Annotated in this window: 16 protein-coding genes and 1 pseudogene; 7 read left to right on the top strand and 10 right to left on the bottom strand. The window is 44.8% G+C overall.

From position 1 onward, the window contains the following. Positions 1–3: 3 nt before the first annotated feature. A complete protein-coding gene (locus HM131_RS02040; RefSeq protein WP_085027450.1) occupies positions 4–999 on the top strand; it encodes an aldo/keto reductase in 996 nt (331 codons plus the stop codon). 516 nt (positions 1,000–1,515) lie between these two features. Next, positions 1,516–2,040 carry an immunoglobulin domain-containing protein gene (locus HM131_RS02045; RefSeq protein WP_085027452.1) on the top strand — a complete coding sequence of 175 codons (525 nt, stop codon included), beginning with the start codon at positions 1,516–1,518 and terminating at the stop codon, positions 2,038–2,040. 61 nt (positions 2,041–2,101) lie between these two features. Here the strand turns inward: HM131_RS02045 and HM131_RS02050 are convergent, their stop codons facing one another. From HM131_RS02050 to HM131_RS02075, 6 genes are all read right to left on the bottom strand, one after another. Continuing rightward, complete coding sequence (locus tag HM131_RS02050; RefSeq protein WP_408607094.1) at positions 2,102–2,635, bottom strand: DUF420 domain-containing protein; 534 nt, start codon at positions 2,633–2,635, stop codon at positions 2,102–2,104. Between the two features lie 410 nt (positions 2,636–3,045). Continuing rightward, a complete protein-coding gene (locus tag HM131_RS02055) occupies positions 3,046–3,474 on the bottom strand; it encodes a hypothetical protein (RefSeq protein ID WP_085027456.1) in 429 nt (142 codons plus the stop codon). A 152-nt stretch (positions 3,475–3,626) separates the two neighbouring features. After that, positions 3,627–5,156, bottom strand: coding sequence for an alkyl hydroperoxide reductase subunit F (gene ahpF / locus HM131_RS02060; protein WP_085027458.1), 1,530 nt, complete (start codon positions 5,154–5,156; stop codon positions 3,627–3,629). A gap of 13 nt (positions 5,157–5,169) precedes the next feature. Continuing rightward, positions 5,170–5,733: an alkyl hydroperoxide reductase subunit C gene (gene ahpC / locus HM131_RS02065; protein ID WP_085027460.1), complete on the bottom strand. Its 564-nt coding sequence runs from the start codon at positions 5,731–5,733 to the stop codon at positions 5,170–5,172. Positions 5,734–6,082: 349 nt separating this feature from the next. Next, positions 6,083–7,429, bottom strand: a complete 1,347-nt coding sequence (locus tag HM131_RS02070; protein ID WP_085027462.1) for a GntP family permease — start codon at positions 7,427–7,429, stop codon at positions 6,083–6,085. A gap of 92 nt (positions 7,430–7,521) precedes the next feature. After that, on the bottom strand, positions 7,522–8,247 hold the full coding sequence (locus HM131_RS02075; protein WP_085027464.1) for a GntR family transcriptional regulator: 726 nt from the start codon (positions 8,245–8,247) through the stop codon (positions 7,522–7,524). 353 nt (positions 8,248–8,600) lie between these two features. Here HM131_RS02075 and HM131_RS02080 point away from each other — a divergent pair, with 353 nt between their 5' ends. From HM131_RS02080 to HM131_RS02100, 4 genes and pseudogenes are all read left to right on the top strand, one after another. After that, a complete protein-coding gene (locus tag HM131_RS02080) occupies positions 8,601–10,067 on the top strand; it encodes an alkaline phosphatase (protein ID WP_085027466.1) in 1,467 nt (488 codons plus the stop codon). Between the two features lie 60 nt (positions 10,068–10,127). After that, positions 10,128–10,847, top strand: a complete 720-nt coding sequence (locus HM131_RS02085; protein ID WP_085027468.1) for a DUF4352 domain-containing protein — start codon at positions 10,128–10,130, stop codon at positions 10,845–10,847. Between the two features lie 542 nt (positions 10,848–11,389). Beyond that, a complete protein-coding gene (locus HM131_RS02095) occupies positions 11,390–12,355 on the top strand; it encodes an L-lactate dehydrogenase (protein WP_085027472.1) in 966 nt (321 codons plus the stop codon). Between the two features lie 28 nt (positions 12,356–12,383). Then, positions 12,384–12,644 (top strand): annotated as a pseudogene (locus HM131_RS02100) (L-lactate permease); the annotation flags it as partial. A 98-nt stretch (positions 12,645–12,742) separates the two neighbouring features. Here the strand turns inward: HM131_RS02100 and codA are convergent. Both codA and codB read right to left on the bottom strand, forming a co-directional pair. Further along, a complete protein-coding gene (codA, locus tag HM131_RS02105) occupies positions 12,743–13,987 on the bottom strand; it encodes a cytosine deaminase (RefSeq protein ID WP_085027474.1) in 1,245 nt (414 codons plus the stop codon). Continuing rightward, positions 13,984–15,240 (bottom strand): cytosine permease, encoded by a 1,257-nt coding sequence (codB, locus tag HM131_RS02110; protein WP_085027476.1) that lies wholly within the window; start codon positions 15,238–15,240, stop codon positions 13,984–13,986. Before codB ends, codA begins: the two co-directional genes overlap by 4 nt. A gap of 371 nt (positions 15,241–15,611) precedes the next feature. On the opposite strand from codB, the gene HM131_RS02115 reads away from it, so the two are divergent. Beyond that, a complete protein-coding gene (locus tag HM131_RS02115) occupies positions 15,612–16,880 on the top strand; it encodes a tetratricopeptide repeat protein (protein ID WP_085027478.1) in 1,269 nt (422 codons plus the stop codon). Between the two features lie 80 nt (positions 16,881–16,960). On the opposite strand, the gene HM131_RS02120 is transcribed toward HM131_RS02115, so the two are convergent. After that, on the bottom strand, positions 16,961–18,259 hold the full coding sequence (locus HM131_RS02120; RefSeq protein WP_085027479.1) for a Zn-dependent hydrolase: 1,299 nt from the start codon (positions 18,257–18,259) through the stop codon (positions 16,961–16,963). Continuing rightward, positions 18,252–19,436: a M20 family metallopeptidase gene (locus tag HM131_RS02125; RefSeq protein ID WP_085027481.1), complete on the bottom strand. Its 1,185-nt coding sequence runs from the start codon at positions 19,434–19,436 to the stop codon at positions 18,252–18,254. The genes HM131_RS02120 and HM131_RS02125 overlap by 8 nt, the downstream gene beginning before the upstream one ends. Between the last annotated feature and the right edge of the window lie 10 nt (positions 19,437–19,446).

Raw genomic sequence — 19,446 nt, forward strand, 5'->3', positions numbered from 1 at the left:
CTCATGAAATCTCTTGAAGATGCTTTAAAACATAGAGTAGGACTAGGTACAGCTCCTTTAGGAAATATGTTCAGGGCCGTCCCTGAAGAAGAAGCACAGACGACAATTCAAACCGCCTGGGATCAGGGCGTACGATATTTTGATACCGCTCCTTTTTACGGTGCAGGCTTAGCTGAGATGCGTCTTGGTGAAGTGCTCTCTCATTATGATCGCGATGAATATGTGTTAAGCACGAAAGTCGGCCGCTATATTACCGAGGAGACGGAGGAAAAAGAAGGGCTGTTCGAGGATGCCCGTGCCAACAAGGTGATCACGGATTACACCGAAGACGCGACAAAACGGTCGATTGAACAAAGTCTTGAACGTCTGAAGACCGATCGATTAGACATGGTCTTCGTTCACGATGTGTCACCTGATTTTCACGGTGACGAGTGGATCGCTAAATTCGATGAAGCGAGAAAAGGTGCCTTTCGTGTGCTTTCTCAACTTCGTGAAGAGGGTGTGATTCGTGGATGGGGACTTGGCGTGAATACGACAGAACCAATCGAGCTTGCGATGGAGCTTGAAGAGACGCGTCCGGATGTTTGCTTATCCGCGACACAGTACACTCTTCTTAATCACGACCGCGCATTAGAGCGCATGATGAAATCCGCCGAAGAGAAGGACGTCGACATTGTTGTGGGCAGTCCGTATAACTCTGGTGTATTACTTGGCGGCGATCATTACAATTATGCAAAAGCTGGTTCCGATATAATTAGTCGGGTTAATCAGCTAAAAGAGATTGGCCAGAAATATGATGTTCCATTAAAAGCGGCTGCGCTGCAGTTCTCAATTGCACATCCGGCGGTGAAATCCGTAATTCCTGGATCTACACGTCCGGATCGCATTAAAGAGGACCTGGAAATGATCCAGCGAGACATTCCGAAAGAGTTCTGGGAGGAGCTTGTAAACAGAGGCTTTGTTTCTGAACATGCGCCACTTCCGGTGCACTCCCGCTAATGAGTAAATAACAGTAAAAACAGAAAACAGAACGCTTGGATTTGAATGCCAGGCGTTCTGTTTTTTTATTGTCTTATTTAGAAAGGATCGAAATTTTTGATGATAAAGTTTATTACAGGGTAATCAAGGGTTACTTAAGGTTATATTCATTACTTTTTCTTTTTCCTTTTACCGATGATCACAACAGTTGTTAACACAATTAATAGTAGAAAAAATCCTTCAGCCATAACATTCCCTCCTTGAATTTGCATATTGGTGGAACAACTAGCCTGCAGTTTCAACCGTTGAGATTTATATCTTTATTTATTTACGGAAAGAACTTTAATTGGTTTCAAAATTCAGATAATTTAAGTCTTGAAATATACGCGATGTGGTTTGAGGTTTCGCATCCTGGTTTTAGATAATAAACTCAGCCATCGTTGAAATAAGGGATATTTTGAAACAAAATAAAATTCTCTTTCGTATGTATGGATCAACAATGATCAAAAAATGGGTCGGAGGGGTGTGTGTTCGTTTATGGAAATCAAGAAACACTTGAAGCCTTTATTGGTGTTAGGAATTCTACTGCTATCTGTGGGCTGCACAAATTCCGAAGAAACAGGAACCCATGCAGACGAAAACGATAGCGAACAAAACATTCGAAGCTTTTTAAATGAACTCTTGAATGGACCTAGTGAGGAACAAGAACAGTTACTAAAAGGTCCTGGTTCTGAGGGAGATTTGAAAGAGTTCACCGAGAAGCTCGGTGAATATAAAGTGAAGCATATCAAACCGTACCTAAGTGTAGAAACGAACGGGACATTTCATTTCCTACGAATCGCGCAAGAAAATGATTATGAGTTAAAAGTTGAAGATATAACGCTTGAAGAAAGAGAAAGCTATTACAAATTCACTGTGAACGTATCTTATACGCATAATAAAAGGAATGAAAGTAAAACAATGAATGCTAAGGGTCACGCACAAACGAATGAAGAGGGTAAAATCACGAGTATTCAATATATCAATTTTGAAGAGTTTCGCGCCGCCTTAGAAAATAAATGATTGATAGAATCCCTGGTTGTTTTTTACAACCAGGGGGGTAACTTATTCTCATCATTAATCTTTAATAATAAGGGGAAATCATCAAGTACACGAGCACCCCTGTTAAGCTTACATATAGCCATAACGGCATCGTCCAGCGGGCAATCTTACGGTGCTTTTCCACCTTCATCGTCAATCCACGGGCAAGCGTTAGTAACGCAAGCGGCACGATCACAGCAGCAAGCATAATATGGGTGATCAAAATAAAGTAATAGATGGTCTGCAGGATGCCTTCGCCGCCATAGGACGTCGAGGAAGCCATGGAGTGGTACGTTAAATAGGAAACAAGAAATAAAGCCGTTGTTGTGAAGGCAGCAAAGATAAAGCGTTTATGCCACTTCACATTTTTCTTAAGGATCATATACAAAGCCGCTAATAGAAACACGAACGTAAACGAGTTTAATACAGCGTTCAGCAGCGGCAGGATCGTCACATCAAAGCCCGTTTGCGGTTCAAACTTCGGTATAAATAACAGGGCGACGACAATCGCGTTGATGGCGATCGATAAGCCGACAACCCAAGGTACATAGTTGAATTCTTTCTTTGTTGTAGTCACATTCATCCTCCATCTCTATGCAGTCATTCATACCTAGTATAGTAAATGAGGCGGTGGAATTCATTAGATAAGTGGTGACAGAATTGGTAACTTTACAGAGTATGTGTTTTTTTATTGGAAGGGGAGGGGGAGGCTACTACAGGATTCGAACCTTACTTCTTTACCAAATCATGTTGATCATTCTTTTCGTGATGAACGATCTGTCGCAATTAGAACAATACAGCCTATGAGAATAAAGGCGGAAATTAGGGTCAGCGTTAAATGATCATCCCAACTTTTATAAATCGTGAATAATTGGAATATGCCCAATAAAACAACCGCTCATTTAAACGGTAATCTTAAAGGTTTGATTGTTCTCACCTACTTTTTAATTCCTTATGTACGCTGGATGATCAAAGCCGTCGTTGTTCCTATTCATTTTCTAATTCTTCTAGTAATCGAAACATCTCATCATAATAACCTTTTTCAAAAACTAACAACGTTTCGACTCTATCATTTAACATATACAAGCTGATCCCCAGCTTTTCCGATATATACGTATCGGCAACTTCAGTGACTGAACGATCAATTTTTTTCAACACCTTTTGTGCTTGTTTAGCTTTCATATGTAAAAAGCGGATACCATTAATCTCGGGTTTACTGTGATCCACAAATTCAAACACTCTGCTGCGATTGCCATCAGGGCTGTAGTGAACAAGTAATCCAGCTTTTGTATAATGTTCAGTTGGACCATCATCATCTATAACATACTTTGGTTTTTCTTTCAGTTGTGATTGGACTTCATCTTTTGTCATATTCAATAGTAAACGTCCGGCAGAACGATAAGGGGTAATCTCCATTGTACACATCCTCATTGAAATCTTATTCTTCATATATTCTACCATTTATTCTGATGCGGCATGATTGGCTTGTTTACTATTAAAGGTTTTCATAAAAAAAGAATCCGTCCACTTCTACCCAAATGGACGGATTCTTCTTTATTTTATAGGGATTAATTTCGGATTAGATAATCAAATGAACCTAACGCAGCATTCGCTCCATCACCCATCGAAATGATGATCTGGTTGTACGGGCTGTCTGTGCAGTCTCCTGCTGCAAACAGACCAGGAACGTTGGTTGCGCCGTGTTTATCGACAACGATTTCACCTGTACGCGTACGTTCAACGGTGTCGCCTAACCATTCGGTGTTCGGTACAAGGCCGATTTGGACGAATACACCTTCAAGTTCGATGTGCTTCTCTTCGTTCGTAGCACGGTCGATGTAGGTAAGGCCGTTGACGTTTTCATCACCGGTGATCTCAGTCGTTTGTGCGTTGGTAATAACCGTTACGTTTGGCAGGCTGTTTACGCGCTCTTGCAGCACTTCATCAGCCTTCAGTTCAGCACCAAATTCAAGAACGGTGACGTGATTGACGATTCCGGCAAGGTCGATCGCTGCTTCGATACCGGAGTTTCCGCCACCGATGACCGCAACGTCTTTGCCTTCAAACAATGGACCGTCACAGTGAGGGCAGTAGGCGACGCCCTTGTTCTTGAATTCTGCTTCGCCAGAAACGCCGAGCTGTCGCCAGCGCGCTCCTGTTGAAAGGATGACGCTCTTACTTTTCAGGACGCCGCCGTTGTCGAGTTCAAGCTCGAACATGTCTTTTTTCTCAAGACGGCTGGCGCGCTGAAGATTCATAACGTCGATGTTATAGTCCTTCACGTGCTCTTCAAGACTTGCGACCATTTTCGGTCCTTCTGTCTTTTTCACACTGATGAAGTTTTCAATAGATAGCGTGTCTTGAACCTGACCACCGAAGCGTTCCGCGACCACACCGGTGCGGATCCCTTTACGTGCGGTATAGATCGCTGCAGAGGATCCGGCAGGACCGCCGCCTACGACAAGGACGTCATAAGGGTCTTTGTTGTTGAACTCATCTGGGTCCGGTCCATCAGCGATTTCGCCGATGATTTCTTCAAGCGTCATGCGTCCGCCTTTAAAGAATTTGCCATTAACATAAACGGATGGAACAGCCATGACGTTGTTGTTTTCAGCTTCATCTTTAAAGGCTGCGCCGTCGATCATCGTGTGCGTGATGTTCGGGTTCAGCACGCTCATTAAGTTCAGCGCCTGTACGACATCAGGGCAGTTATGACAACTTAAGCTCACGTACGTTTCGAAATGAAATTCGCCGCTGATGTTGGAGATCTGGTCGATTACGCTTTGATCTGCTTTTGGCGCTCGCCCGCTCACTTGCAAGAGAGCAAGGACGAGGGAAGTGAATTCATGGCCCAGCGGAACACCAGCAAATGTAATGCCAGTGTCCTCACCAGGACGGTTCACGCTGAAACTAGGTGTTCGTTTTAGTTGTGCGTTTTCTGTGGTAATGCGAGGGGACATGGAGACAAGTTCATCGGTAAGACCGAGCATCTCCTTAGAGACATCGTCGTCTCCAGCACTGACTTTCAGTACAACGTCGCCCTCCATCAAATCTAAATATTGGTTTAATTGGGCCTTAATTTGTGCATCAAGAACCATTTAGCTACACTCCTTAGATTTTACCTACAAGATCAAGGCTTGGCGTAAGGGTATCGTTTCCTTCTTCCCATTTCGCCGGGCAAACTTCGCCAGGGTTTTGACGAACGTATTGAGCCGCTTTGATTTTGTTGATAAGCGTATCTGCATCGCGGCCGATTCCGCCTGCGTTGATTTCTACAGTCTGGATCACGCCATCTGGGTCGATTACGAATGTACCGCGGTCCGCAAGACCTGCTTCTTCGTTTAACACGTCGAAGTTGCGGGAGATCGTTTGAGATGGATCACCGATCATTGTGTATTCGATTTTACCGATTTTTTCTGAGCTGTCGTGCCAGCCTTTGTGTACGAAGTGAGTATCGGTAGAAACAGAGTATACTTCAGCACCTAGTTCTTTCAGGGCTTCATAGTTATTTTGAAGGTCTTCCAGTTCTGTCGGGCATACGAAAGAGAAATCTGCAGGGTAGAAGCAAACAACGCTCCACTGACCTTTGAAATCTTCGTGAGATACGTCGACGAACTCACCTTGTTTAAAAGCTTTCGCTTGGAATGGTTGTACTTCTTTTCCGATTAGAGACATAAAAAAATCCTCCTAGTAGGTATGTTGTAGGGATAAATTATAGATTGTAGTGAGTAATCTATAATAATTCTAATTCAATAGCTATTATTATATACGATTAGTTTTTTGTCAACTACTTCACAATTTTGTCGAATGATATCTAATGAAAAAGTCCGTCTGCCTTAAAAAAGGGGGATGGACTTTCATTTGTATAGGTTAGCTTATCAATTAATCTGGCATCCTATCAATTAGAACGGGTTGAGGAGTGTGCTTGGCGTTAGGGGGCAAGGTCAAATGGTGCAACAACCAACCCCCAGGAATGAGAAAAAAGCTCGTCCATTCTCCGAAGAGATGAACGAACTTTTTCCACTTACACAAACAAGCTCATCAACAGAATAAATCCTAGACCAACAACGGAAATCAGCGTCTCAAGCAGCGTCCAAGTGGCGAACGTTTCTTTCATATTCAAGCCGAAGTACTCCTTGAACATCCAGAAACCGGCATCGTTGACGTGAGAAGCGATTAAGCTTCCGGCACCGGTAGATAGCACCATCAGTGCAAGGTTCACATCGGATGTGCCGAGTAATGGAACAACTAATCCGACAGTGGTGAGTGCGGCTACGGTTGCGGATCCTAGAGAAATACGCAGGATGGCCGCAATTAGCCAGGCAAGGATCAGCGGTGACATGGTAGAACCTTCAAACAGTTCGGCAACATAGCCGCCAACACCGCCGTCGATCAAGACTTGCTTGAAGGCTCCGCCTCCGCCGATGATTAACAGCATCATTCCGATTTGAGCAATCGCTGTTGAGCAGGAATCCATGATGTCTTTCATCGGAATCTTTCGTGCGATTCCCATTGTATAGACGGCAACGAGAATTGAGATCAGCATCGCGGTGGATGCGTTTCCAATTAAGTTCACGACATGGGTAAATCCATTTTCTTCAATGCCCATCGTTTCTTGAATCAACGTAATAATAGTAGATAGTGCAATTAAGATGACTGGAAGCATCGCTGTGAAGACACTGATGCCAAATCCAGGTGTATCTTCTAATTTGAATGTTTTCTGTTCGCCTAAAGAAGCGATGTTTCCGGATTTTTTAAAGGATTCCGGTACGATTTTTTTCGCGACCTTCGTAAAGATCGGTCCAGAAATAATCACGGTTGGAATCGCAATAATGATTCCGTAAACGAGTACTTTTCCGATATCTGCACCGTACTCCCCGGCGATAACGGTCGGTCCCGGGTGGGGAGGCAGGAAGCCGTGCGTGACAGACAGGGCTGCGGCCATCGGAAGACCTAAGTATAAAATAGACACTTTCAATTCTTTGGACATTGCAAAAACAATTGGAATTAACAAGACCAGTCCGACTTCAAAGAAGAGCGCAATCCCGATAATAAACGACGCGACAACAACGGCCCATTGGATGTTCTTTTCACCGAATTTGTTGACGAGCGTCATGGCGATGCGCTGGGCTCCGCCAGAATCCGTAATCAGTTTTCCTAACATGGCTCCAAGTCCGAAGATCAATGCCAGGTGGCCAAGTGTTCCGCCGAGTCCGGCTTCGATCGTTTCAACGACTTCTCCCATCGGCATGCCGAGCATTAAGGCGACACCGAAGGATACGATGATTAATGAGATAAAGGTATTTAATTTAAGTCCCATAATCAGGACTAATAGGGCGACAATTCCAATGGCTACTACGACTAATGGCATTATAATTCCCTCCAAGTTATTCATGTTGTTTCATGAACGTTATTTTATCGATAGTAATGGGTGTTCTAGTTTCGATTCCAACTATAAATTTATTATTCTTTTTCTAATCCTTTGGAAAAGGTCTGCTGGGATTTCCAGAGATCATCAACCTTTTCCTGTACATCATCAAAGTTCTGATGCAAGGACTTGATCATCAGATCGCGGTCTTTTTGGCTGATCGCTTCAATGTAGAGTTCATGGTTATCTACGATTCTTGTAAGATCCTCGTAGTCTTCCTTGAAGCGCTTTCTCATGGACAACAAAATACGGCTTTCCATCGTCGGTTTTAAATTATCCCAGATCATGGAAATCCGTGAATGATCGATGGACTGGATGATCGTTTCATGAAAGAGGATGTCGTTGAAAGAGAAGTCCTCTGCATCCTTATATTTCACAGCGATCTTCATCATTTCAAGGATCTTGCTGAGCTCTTTCACTAGATTGGTTGTATCAAGCTTGACCAGCCGTTCAAACACGAAGGTTTCGATAAGCAGCCGCACATCATAGATTTCGTTAATTTCTTTATCGGTCAAACCGAGGACGACCGCTCCCATTCGTTCCAGACGGATGATATGTTCAGAGGCTAGTATTTTTAAAGCTTCACGAACAGGTGACCGGCTGACGCCAAACTCTGCAGCCAGCTGATTTTCCGTAAGCGTTGAACCGCTTTCAATAACGCCTGAAATCATCCGCATTCTCAGTTCACATGCAATCTTCTCACCGGTGGAGGCCTTCGTTAACCACTTCGCAGGGTATAGAAATTCTTGAGATTCTTTCATTTGTTCACCTTCTTTTTTCGTTTCAGTGTACTTGTATACAAGTATTCTATAATAAAAAATTCGTTTTGAAAACGCTATTATGAAGATTTAATTGTCCATGCTACTCGAACCATGTCGGTGAAACTCGCTTCATAGAGCGTTTTGCGCCCTCTTCCTTTTTCAAAAAAACTGCTCATAAAATAATTCGAAAGTATTAGAGAATTTTGGAGAAATAGGGAGGTGTCTGCGACTTCTCTCATTATTCCAACTCTATCAACTATTGGAAATAAATAGAATGACATGTTGTATACCCCACTACGGTAGGACTAGAATAATAGATAAGGATGACCTTAATACTATTTAGGAGGTTTACGATGTTAAAAAAATTGGCGAAAAGTAAGCTTGTCACCTTTGCTGCGATCAGTTCATTGGTCATTGGGGGAGTAGCAACGACCCAAGTACCGACCGCTGATGCAAAGCCTGATAAGAAAAACCATTCAGAAGTGAAAAATGTGATCTTTATGGTCGGGGATGGCATGGGACCTGCCTACACCACGATGCTCCGCTACATGAATGATGATCCTTCCACGAAGGAAATGGAGTCTACGGCATTCGATCCATATTTCGTAGGTATGCAGCGTACATATTCCTGGGATCCTTACTTTGACGGAGGAGAAGGGGACGTTAAGGAGAATATTCCGGATTCAGCCGCAACGGCAACGTCTATGGCATCTGGAATCAAGACGTATAACGGAGCGATCGGCGTCGATCTAGACCAGGAAGAAACGAAAACGGTTCTTGAAGAAGCAAAAGAACAAGGAAAATCCACAGGTCTGGTCTCTACCTCACAGATTAACCATGCGACTCCTGCAGCTTTTGGTGCTCACGATGTTTCCCGAAACAATTACAATGACATAGCTGATGACTACTATGATGAAATGGTTAACGGCGAGCACAAAGTCGACGTGATGCTTGGCGGTGGAACGAGCTATTTTGAACGTGACGACCGCAATCTAGTCGAAGCATTCAAGCAAGACGGTTATGACTATGCCACGACAAAAGAAGAAATGTTAGCTAGTGATAACGAGCAATTGCTAGGACTTTTTGCACCAAAAGGAATGGACAAAGCCATCGACCGCAGCGAAGAGACGCCTTCGCTTAGCGAAATGACCACAACGGCCCTAGATAAACTCCGCGATGATAAGGACGGCTTTTTCCTTATGGTTGAAGGCAGTCAGATTGACTGGGCTGGACACGACAATGACGTCGTTGCCGCTATGAGTGAAATGAGAGACTTTGAGGAAGCTTTCAAGGAAGCGATTGAATTTGCGAAAAAAGATGAGAACACAATTGTCGTAACAACGGCTGACCACTCGACTGGCGGCATGTCGATCGGACGCGGATCGGAATATATATTCAATCCAGAAGTGGTTGATGCAGCAGAACGGACACCTGACTATATGGCGGCGCAAATCGCAGATGGTGAAAGTGTAGAAGACGTACTCATTTCTTACAGCGGATTAGAATTGACTGCTGAGGAAATCCAATCTGTGAAAGACGCGGCACAGCCTGAAGATGGAGAAATTAATGCAACCGAAGTGGATAATGCGATTGAGCATATCTATGATGTCCGCTCAGGTACAGGCTGGACGACAAGCGGTCATACCGGTGTAGACGTGAATATCTATGCGTATGGTCCACAAAAAATGGAGTTCAGCGGGTCCATTGAGAATAGCGCAACAGGACAGAAATTGTTTGAACTGTTGAAATCGGACCGCAAAGGAAAAGGGCATGATAAAGGGCATGGCAAAGGTCATGGAAACGGCCACGACCAGGACTAATGCAAGGGAAGGAGCCTCTGAATCCTCAGAGGCTCTTTGTTTACATACGGAGGGATCGACATGAAAAAATTCGGATGGCTGGTTTTGCTGGTGATCCTTATGACGGCCTGTACAAGCGAGAGCGATGCGAATCAAGCAGCGGAGGAAACAGAAACGAATACTGAAGCCGACGAGGAGAAGACAGAAGCTGCCGAAGATAAGAACGAGGCACCTAAAGAGAAAAAAGAGACGACTGACGAAACTTCTGAAGATACATTTATTGAAAGCCCGCAGGCGCCGGATGACAGCGAGCTGACTGAACTAGGCGCAACACATAGTGATCAGGACGGAAAAATCAAGCTGCTTGCCTATGCACCAGAAGAACAACAGGTCGATGTAGGGCCGATGACAGTCACTATTCATGAAGCGAAATTTATGCATTACAAGCCATCACCAGACATGATCGATTTCTTTCACGGATTTACTCATGAAGAGAGCCGTTTTAATTATTTGAAACTTAGGGTGACGGTCAAAAACACTTCAGATCAACAGATGAACTTCGCTCCTGTCTCCTACTTAGAGACGAATACAGGGGAGAAGAAAGGGTTCCAAGATGATTTTTATTTGGAAGAATTGCACGGAGACTATGCCCCGGGTGAAATTCGCAAAGGACAGCTCGGTTTCATTTTAGAAGAAGGCGATCAGGAAACGCTGGAGAAGGTTACGGTTAACACGAGTGATGTTTTTCAAAAGGAGAAGTCCGTGGAGAAGGGGAATTCTTACACGATCTCCTTTGAGTGAACCATTATAAAAGGAGGGTGAGCGGGTGTCCGCTTTTCCTCCTTTTTTTATTCTTGATCCAAGGATTGTCGTCGCTCCCTTCTGTGCTTTTTTACCACGAAATCGATCCACAAATAATAGACAATCCAAAAAACAAGGATTACACCAGGTGAATAGAGCTTATACGGATAAGGAAGAAAAATATACAGGAGAACAAACGTGATAAAAAAAGGCGGCATGAGGATCCAATAACGCTTGCTTTTAAAGTGTTTCATGATCAGGTATCCTCTTCGACTAGTGGCTGAAAAATAATCGGTCTTATCTATCTATTCGAATAACCCCTAATCATTTCCTTTTTTATTTCCCCTCAAGCAAATATGATTTTCATTTACAACAAGGCTTTTGAACAAAATGTGAACAAGAAAACGCTTGCTTTTATTGAAGTAAGAATCATTGTGAAAAACATCACAAAACCTCTTGAACTACAATGTGAAATATTGCACAATATAAATGTGAAATGATTCACAAATATAATAAATGATCATCCTTTAGGAGGAATTCATATGACTAGAGAACATGTTAACCGCGTTGCACTTATTGGAGCAGGGGCTGTAGGAAGCAGCTATGCCTTTGCTATGCTGAATCAATCCGTAACCGAAGAATTCGTCATCATCGACTTAAATGAAGACAAGGCGATGGGGGATGCCATGGACTTGAACCATGGTAAAGTCTTCGCTCCAAATCCAACAAAAACATGGTACGGTCACTATGAAGATTGTAAAGATGCCGACATCGTTTGTATTTGCGCAGGGGCTAATCAAAAACCTGGAGAGACTCGGTTGGATCTTGTGAAAAAGAATTTGGCGATCTTTAAAACGATTGTAGACAATGTCATGGCGAGCGGATTCCAGGGAATTTTCTTAGTCGCCACAAACCCAGTGGACATTCTTACTTATGCCACTTGGAAATTCAGTGGACTACCGAAAGAACGCGTGATCGGAAGTGGCACGATTCTGGACTCTGGCCGATTCCGTTTTCTGTTAGGAGAATATTTCGATGTCACTCCATCTAACGTTCACGCCAATATCATCGGCGAGCATGGGGATACGGAATTACCTGTATGGAGTCATGCAACGATCGGCGGGGTTCCTGTACTTGAATTCATCCAGCGTCATGAAGAATACAACATGGAAGACCTTGATGAGATTTTCACAAATGTGCGTGATGCGGCTTACCATATCATCGAGAAAAAAGGCGCTACGTATTATGGGATTGCCATGGGATTGACTCGGATAACCAAAGCGATTCTTAACAATGAAAACAGTATCCTGACTGTAAGTGCTTATATGAATGGAGAATACAACACAGAGGACGTTTTTATTGGAGTGCCGGCGGTTGTGAATCGTAAAGGAATACGTAATATCGTAGAAATCAGCTTAAATGAGCAAGAACAAAAACAATTCGATCACAGTGCTAACGTTCTTAAAGAAATCTTAAACGCTAATTTTGAAAACCAGCCAACATCTTAGTTTACTCGTAGAAATGAGTTGATCGCCCATGTGGTTGCAACAGTACGACCCTTTTGGAAATGTATTTTTAATTGCGCTATTCGCGGCTTTGCCTATCTTTTTCTTCTTTTTAGCGCTGACACGGTTCAGAATGAAGGGGATCTTAGCCGCTTTTCTCACCCTTGTACTAAGTATTCTCGTATCGGTATTATTTTTTGACATGCCGATTCCGAAAGCTGTTTCTGCTTCCCTGCACGGGATAGCCAATGGACTGTGGCCGATCGGTTACATCGTCATCATGGCTGTCTGGGGTTTTTAATAGAACACTTTTAAGCACCATAGAAGTACTCTACCGGCATACCGACCACAAAAAAGACCGGCCTCCAAGCCGGTCTTTATGCGATTATACTAATTTTCACTCACATGCAGAGTCGTTTCACTCGGTTTCGTTTCCGCCAAAATCCTGCCATGGCGAATTGAATAGCGTACGGCAGCCTGCTTTCTAACCGCTTCGTATTCATCTTCCGCATCAAGAATAATCAGGTTGGCCGGACGTCCAGCTTCAAGACCGTATCCTTCATTCAAGTTCAAAATGCGGGCACTGTTTTCAGTAATGAAATCCATGCCCTGTTTGATTTGATCATATCCCATCAGATGAGAGAGATGAAGCCCCATGTGAAGAACCTGAAGCATGTTGCCGGTTCCGAGCGGATACCATGGATCGAAGATATCATCATGTCCGAAGCCGAGGTTGATGCCCGCTTCATTTAATTCCTTCACTCGCGTTAATCCTCTTCGCTTCGGATAGCTGTCGAATCGTCCCTGAAGATGAATGTTGACGAGCGGGTTTGCGATGATGTGAATGCCCGACATCTTCAAGAGCCGGAACAACTTGGACGTGTAGGCATCATTATAGGAACCCATAGCGGTTGTATGACTCGCCGTGACTTTTTCACCCATCCCTCTTTCTAATGCTTCGGTCGCGACCACTTCGACGAACCGCGACTGTTCATCATCAATTTCATCACAGTGCACATCTACAAATCGATCATATTTCTCAGCGAGGTCAAAAGCGATCTTCAATGATTCGACCCCATACTCGCGGGTGAATTCAAAGTGAGGGATTGCGCCAACGACGTCGGCCCCAAGTTTCAAAGCTTCCTCCAGCAACTCCTTGCCATTCGGGTAGGAGAGGATGCCTTCCTGAGGAAAGGCAACAAGTTGAAGATCAACTTCCTGACTCATTTCTTCCCTTACCTCTATAAGAGCTTTCAAAGCCGTTAGTTCAGGATCCGTCACATCGACATGGGTGCGGACATACTGAATGCCGTTTCCTATTTGCATTTCAAGCGCTTGCTTGGCTCTTTCTTTTACGTCCTCATGGGTGAGCTTGTCTTTTCGCTCTGCCCAGCGCTGTATGCCCTCAAATAGGGTTCCACTTTTGTTCCATTCCGGATCTCCTGCTGTGAGAGTAGTGTCCAGGTGAATATGAGGCTCTACGAAAGGAGGGAGGACGAGCGATCCCTCTGCATCAATATTGGTTGAATCGTCTTCATTTATTTGTTCCTGCGAGATTTCCTGGATGATGCCTTGGTCCATTCGGATGGACCATAGACCTTCCTTGCCTCGCAGTTTAGCTTGTTTAATAATCATGCAACTTCTCCTTCTTTCATCTTGTTAGCTGCGAATTGTTCAGACAACTTAGATGTGATGGTATAAACAAGAATAGAAGTAATCAAGGCATTCACGGGAGCGATGCCAGGTACCCATTGGGCTGCCGCGACGCCTGCCGCCCAGGCAATGATGCCTGTCCATTTTACTTGTTGGAACGACTGCTGGGCGAAAGCAGCTGAATGGTTACGTCTATAAAGATAGTAATCGATTAAGATAATTGCTCCGATCGGAGGTAGAGCAGAGCCGAGCATTGTGAGCCAGCCAACGAAATTGTTATACAGCCACATGGCCGTCAACGTTCCGAGAATACCGTTGAAAATGACTACTTTGTTTTTACTGATTTTCGTAATGCTTGAAAAGCCGAGTCCAGAAGCATAGAGCGCATTATCGTTCGTTGTCCAGATGTTTAAGCCGAGGACCGAAATCGCCGGGATAATCAGACCTTGTGTGAACATGACTTCAGAGATGTCCGCTTTTCCTGTTGCCATCGCTCCAATGGCCCCAAACAAGAACATGAGCGAGTTCCCGATGAAAAAGGCGATGACGGTACTGGTGACGGCCGATTTTTTAGTTTTTGAAAAACGGGTGAAGTCTGGTGTTAATGTGCCAGCGCTGATAAAGGATCCGATGCAGATCGTAAGCGCAGCCGCAAGTCCGAGTTGCTCGGATGGAGCGTGCTGCAGAAGCTGCTCCAAGCCACCCATGCTTTCGGTCGCTTTAAATACAGAAAAGCTGCCTAAAATCGTAATCATGGGTACAGCGATGAAGCTGAGGAGCATCAATGCTTTCATTCCGAAAAAGGCGGTAGCGGTCATCAATATTCCTGCCCCAGCGATTAGCCAGGTCATATCAAGGCCGGTCACTTTTTGAACGGGTAGTGCGAACATGACTACTCCGACGCCAAACCAGCCGACTTGCGTTCCCCCAAGCAGGAAAGAAGCAAGGTAAGAGCCTTTTTCACCGAAAGCATAGCGGCTCAATAAGTGCGTGGAAAGGCCCGTTTTCGCAGAAATATAAGCGAGGGCGCCGGTGTAAGCCCCGAGGATCAGGTTTCCGATTAATACAACCGCCATAAACTGTACAAACGTTAATCCTGCACCAAGCGTACCTCCTGACCACATGCTTGCGGAGAAGAAGGTCAATCCCATCATCACCATAAGCATCTTCCAAAATCCTTGTCGTTCTGACTGAGGCACAGCCGTTAATGCAAAATCGCCTTGTGTTGTTTTCATCTTTCATTCCTCCAGTATCTGTAGTTAGACACCGGTACCGGAGAGCGGGAAAGATCGCGGACAAAAAAAGGCTTCCTGCCGTTTTTGTCCGACAAGAAGCCTCGATTCTTGGTGAGAAAGGTACATCACTTCTCTAAAAGGGTGTACGTTTCCCACTGATCTTTCTCTACGCGCTGTCCTTGTCAGCCTCACGGGACTGAATTAAAGGTACCAGTATGTTGTTGTCGATATTATCACAAAGATCAGGGTGGATTGTCAAAGGTTTTTCTTAGAAGAATTAATCTTCATTGTACTAGAGGTTTAGAGGTATTTATCGTAACGTTAATTCCTTGATCCTCGCATATACTTGGATAAGAAGGGGAGGGAACCGTATGTGGTACCGGGACGATGCACTTACTACCATCCAGCGGTTTTTACCGCCGACAGCCAAGGTTGTTGAATGGGGTGCTGCTCCAAATCGACGGCCGGCAGTCGGCTTGGTAGATTTGGATGGAGATGACTCAGCAGAGATCGTCGGTGTGTATGATTTCAGAGGGGAACATTATCTCACTGTTTTAAAATACTATGAAAGTGACTGGTATGTGGCGGATACAGTTAAAGGAAAGGGATACAATATAACGAGCTTCGGAGCGGCTCCCATCAAGGTTCGGAGCCGAAATAACCTGGTTGTAGGGTGGCAGGTAGGAGCAATCTGGTCAGATCTAAGCATCTATGAATGGACGGAAGACGGGCTGAAGGATCTGGTTGAAGGGAATAAGTATTACAGTATGATTGATGTTGAAGATGTAGAGGGAGCAGAGGGAAGAGACGGTGTGTACGAACTGGCTCTCTGGAAGCACGATACAGGAGATGCGTATAAAGTAGAAGTCTACCGATTCAGAGATAACCAATTTGTTCTCCCGGAAGATGTGTATGCTTACTATTTCAGAAAAGTCGAGGACTACTATCAACGGCTTCTGCAGAAAAAGGATTCGACGACCTACTGGTATTACTTAGCTGATGCCCAGATCAAAACAGGCAAAAGGCAGGAGGCTTTAGCCTCGATCGAGCGCGCGTTAGCCTTCGACTATCCTTACCCGTCAAGAGAAGTATTGATGGCTCTAAAGAGAAACCTGTGTCCATATGAGCCGTTCAAAAATCAGGACGGAATTGATTTTACCGCTTTGACTTACGTCTGTTCAGAAACGGAACGGGATGTAAGGCTCGAGGAAGCGCTAAAAAAAGAATTTCAACTGCCCCCTGGGGAGAAAATCCGATACTTTTACAACAAGATCGACTTGAATAATGATGGAAATCCTGAAGTGTTCGTCTACCTTGTAGGTTCTTATGTCTGTGGTACAGGCGGATGCAGCGGCGCAATATTTAACCAGAAAAACGGGGAATATCAGTTGTTATCACGTTTCTCATTAGTCAGGAATCCTGTGATCATCAGCAGCACGAAAACGAATGGATACAGAGACATCATCTTATATGTCGCTGGTGGTGGAATCGAAAGCTTTTTTGCGCGGCTCAAATTTGATGGGAAGTCTTATCCAATGAACCCATCCGTTCAATCGAAGGTAGAACCGGGTACAAAGGTCGAGGGTGTAGCGATCGCCGCGGATGATTTGGCGAAAAGCCAGGGAATAGTGATTCCGTAGCAGGTTAAAAACTCATTACTATGAATCTTATAGTTTATAAAAGATCAATAGAAAAAGAGGTTGCAAGCGACAACCTCTTTTTACTCTTCTTTATATGTCGATAGAATTTTTCCTAACGTTCTTTCAAGAACCAATATCCCGTCCAGACAATTACTCATAGACGTCCATTCTTCTGGCGTATGACTTTTCCCTTTATGACTAGGGACAAAAATCATGCCAGCTGGAACTTTCTTCCCGACAAGCATCGCGTCGTGCCCGGCACCGCTTGGCATTCTTCGATAGGATAGATTCAAATCTTTCGTTGAGCTTTCAATCAGCTCCGTCATGTGAGCATTCATTCGGACAGGCTGGACGCGGATGCCATTTGAGATCTCCAGAGTTAATTCTCGCTTGTCCGCTATCTTCTGAGCGGTCGCTTTGATTTCCTCGATCAACTCTTCTCTTACCTCTTCCTCTACGTCCCTAATATCGACGGTCACCTCTGTTTTTCCCGGGATGACGTTCGTGCCATTCGGATAGTTGGTGATTTTTCCTACCGTAGCTACGGCGGTCTCACTGAATTTACCAGGAAGCTCTTCGATGGCTGAAATGAACTGGCTTGCGCCGATCAGAGCGTCTTTTCTCATATTCATCGGTGTGTTTCCTGCATGGTCGGCACTTCCGAAGAACGTAAACGTTTCTCTTGCCGGTCCTGCGATTCCATCTACGACACCGATCTGTTGGTTATTTTCCTCCAGCACAATTCCTTGCTCGATATGCAGCTCTAAATAGCCGATTAACTGGTCCATATCCCTTTTTACGCTCTCGAGTTGCTCAGGATGAAGTCCATCGGCTTTCATTGCTTCTGCCATTGAAATCCCTTCGTCGTCATAATAGTGGTGGATGGTATCCTCACTGATTTCCCCGATCATCGCCCGGCTTCCAAATAATCCGTGGTTGAAACGAGAGCCTTCTTCGTCAACAAAAGCTGCGACCTCAATCGACCATTTCGGTATCCCATTTTGATCGACGAAGGCTTCCACGGCTGTGAGGGCTGATAACACCCCTAGCAGGCCGTCAAACATCCCTCCATCTGGGACCGTATCTATATGAGAGCCGATCATTAAGCTTTTGTGATTATTAATGCCTTTGATTTTTCCATACACATTTCCGATAGCGTCTTCGTGGACCGTCATTCCTATTTCTTTCATCCACTCTTTTATACAATTGACAGCTTCTCTGTATTCTTTGGTGTAAGGGAAGCGGCTATTTCCACCGACTTCTGTCACGCCGATGCTGTTTATAGCATTGAAATAGTCTACGAACCGATCCATCGGCAGATGCTGGTGGCGGGGAAGGGAAGTGTATCCCTCTTTCCACGTTTTTACTCGTTCATCCATTCGGACTTCCCTCCTTATTGCTCATTTCTATTAATTTGATAAACATCTGACTCGCCTGGAGCATGGCTTTTTCCTCAATATCAAAATGCGGGTGGTGATGTGGATAGGCTTCTGGATGGCCAGCGCCTGTAAAGAAAAAGACTCCTGGCTTTTGCTGCAAGTAATAAGCGAAGTCCTCGCCACCCATCATCGGGTTCATATCCCGGCAGCGTTCCTCTCCGTACAATTCAGATGCTGCTTGTTGAACGTATTGGGTTTCTTTTTCATGATTGATCAGGGCTGGATAGCCGTCATCATAATCCAGGGTGCATTCCATCCCGTGGGCTTTTCCTACATGACGGACGATTTCATCCATTCGTTCTTTGACGATTGCCTGTACATCAGTAGAAAAGGTGCGGACCGTACCTGTGATCCGCGCCGTATCCGGGATCACATTAAAAGGACCGCCAGATTCAAAAGCGCCAAAAGAGAGAACCGCTGATTCGAGCGGATCAACATTCCGGCTTACCACCTGCTGTAAGCTTTGGACGATGGCTGAACCGCATACGATTGGGTCCCTGGTTTCCTGTGGGAGAGCACCGTGACCGCCTTTCCCATGGATGTGAATATGAAATCGGTCGGAAGCCGCCATCAATGGACCGCTTTTGACGAAAATGCTTCCTTCTGGGAACGTGGACCAGAGGTGAGTGCCGAATATGACATCAACGTCTTCCAAACATCCGGCTTCGACCATTGGTTTCGCTCCACCAGGAGTTTGTTCCTCAGCAAACTGATGAATCAGCACAATGGTGCCTTGTAAGTGCTCCCGGTTCTCGTAAAGCACTTTGGCTGTGTGAAGCAAGATGGAGGTGTGAGCATCGTGACCGCAAGCATGAGACACGCCTGGAACTTTGGATTTATACTCGACGTCCTTTGCATCCTGAATTGGGAGGGCATCAAAATCCGCTCGTAACGCAATCGTTTTTCCAGGAAGGTCCCCATGTATTTTAGCGACAACTCCACGTCCGCCGAACGCTTCTTGTACATCGTCCACTCCGAGGTCACGCAGGAAGGCCGCAATTTTCATAGGTGTTTTTTCCTCCTGGAAGGAAAGCTCCGGGTTTTCGTGGAAATGTCTGCGCCATGCGACCATTTCAGGGTATTCATTTTCTAGCTGCTCGATCATTCCTTCATACATGATGCTCCTC

Origin of the sequence: Halobacillus mangrovi (assembly GCF_002097535.1) — a bacterium.
Lineage (GTDB): Bacteria > Bacillota > Bacilli > Bacillales > Halobacillaceae > Halobacillus > Halobacillus mangrovi_A.

Coding starts and splice junctions, on each gene's coding strand:
- HM131_RS02040 (WP_085027450.1), top strand. CDS start 4: ATGAAATCTCTTGAAGATGCTTTAAAACATAGAGTAGGACTAGGTACA.
- HM131_RS02045 (WP_085027452.1), top strand. CDS start 1,516: ATGGAAATCAAGAAACACTTGAAGCCTTTATTGGTGTTAGGAATTCTA.
- HM131_RS02055 (WP_085027456.1), bottom strand. CDS start 3,474: ATGGAGATTACCCCTTATCGTTCTGCCGGACGTTTACTATTGAATATG.
- ahpF (WP_085027458.1), bottom strand. CDS start 5,156: ATGGTTCTTGATGCACAAATTAAGGCCCAATTAAACCAATATTTAGAT.
- ahpC (WP_085027460.1), bottom strand. CDS start 5,733: ATGTCTCTAATCGGAAAAGAAGTACAACCATTCCAAGCGAAAGCTTTT.
- HM131_RS02070 (WP_085027462.1), bottom strand. CDS start 7,429: ATGCCATTAGTCGTAGTAGCCATTGGAATTGTCGCCCTATTAGTCCTG.
- HM131_RS02075 (WP_085027464.1), bottom strand. CDS start 8,247: ATGAAAGAATCTCAAGAATTTCTATACCCTGCGAAGTGGTTAACGAAG.
- HM131_RS02080 (WP_085027466.1), top strand. CDS start 8,601: ATGTTAAAAAAATTGGCGAAAAGTAAGCTTGTCACCTTTGCTGCGATC.
- HM131_RS02085 (WP_085027468.1), top strand. CDS start 10,128: ATGAAAAAATTCGGATGGCTGGTTTTGCTGGTGATCCTTATGACGGCC.
- HM131_RS02095 (WP_085027472.1), top strand. CDS start 11,390: ATGACTAGAGAACATGTTAACCGCGTTGCACTTATTGGAGCAGGGGCT.
- codA (WP_085027474.1), bottom strand. CDS start 13,987: ATGATTATTAAACAAGCTAAACTGCGAGGCAAGGAAGGTCTATGGTCC.
- codB (WP_085027476.1), bottom strand. CDS start 15,240: ATGAAAACAACACAAGGCGATTTTGCATTAACGGCTGTGCCTCAGTCA.
- HM131_RS02115 (WP_085027478.1), top strand. CDS start 15,612: ATGTGGTACCGGGACGATGCACTTACTACCATCCAGCGGTTTTTACCG.
- HM131_RS02120 (WP_085027479.1), bottom strand. CDS start 18,259: ATGGATGAACGAGTAAAAACGTGGAAAGAGGGATACACTTCCCTTCCC.
- HM131_RS02125 (WP_085027481.1), bottom strand. CDS start 19,436: ATGTATGAAGGAATGATCGAGCAGCTAGAAAATGAATACCCTGAAATG.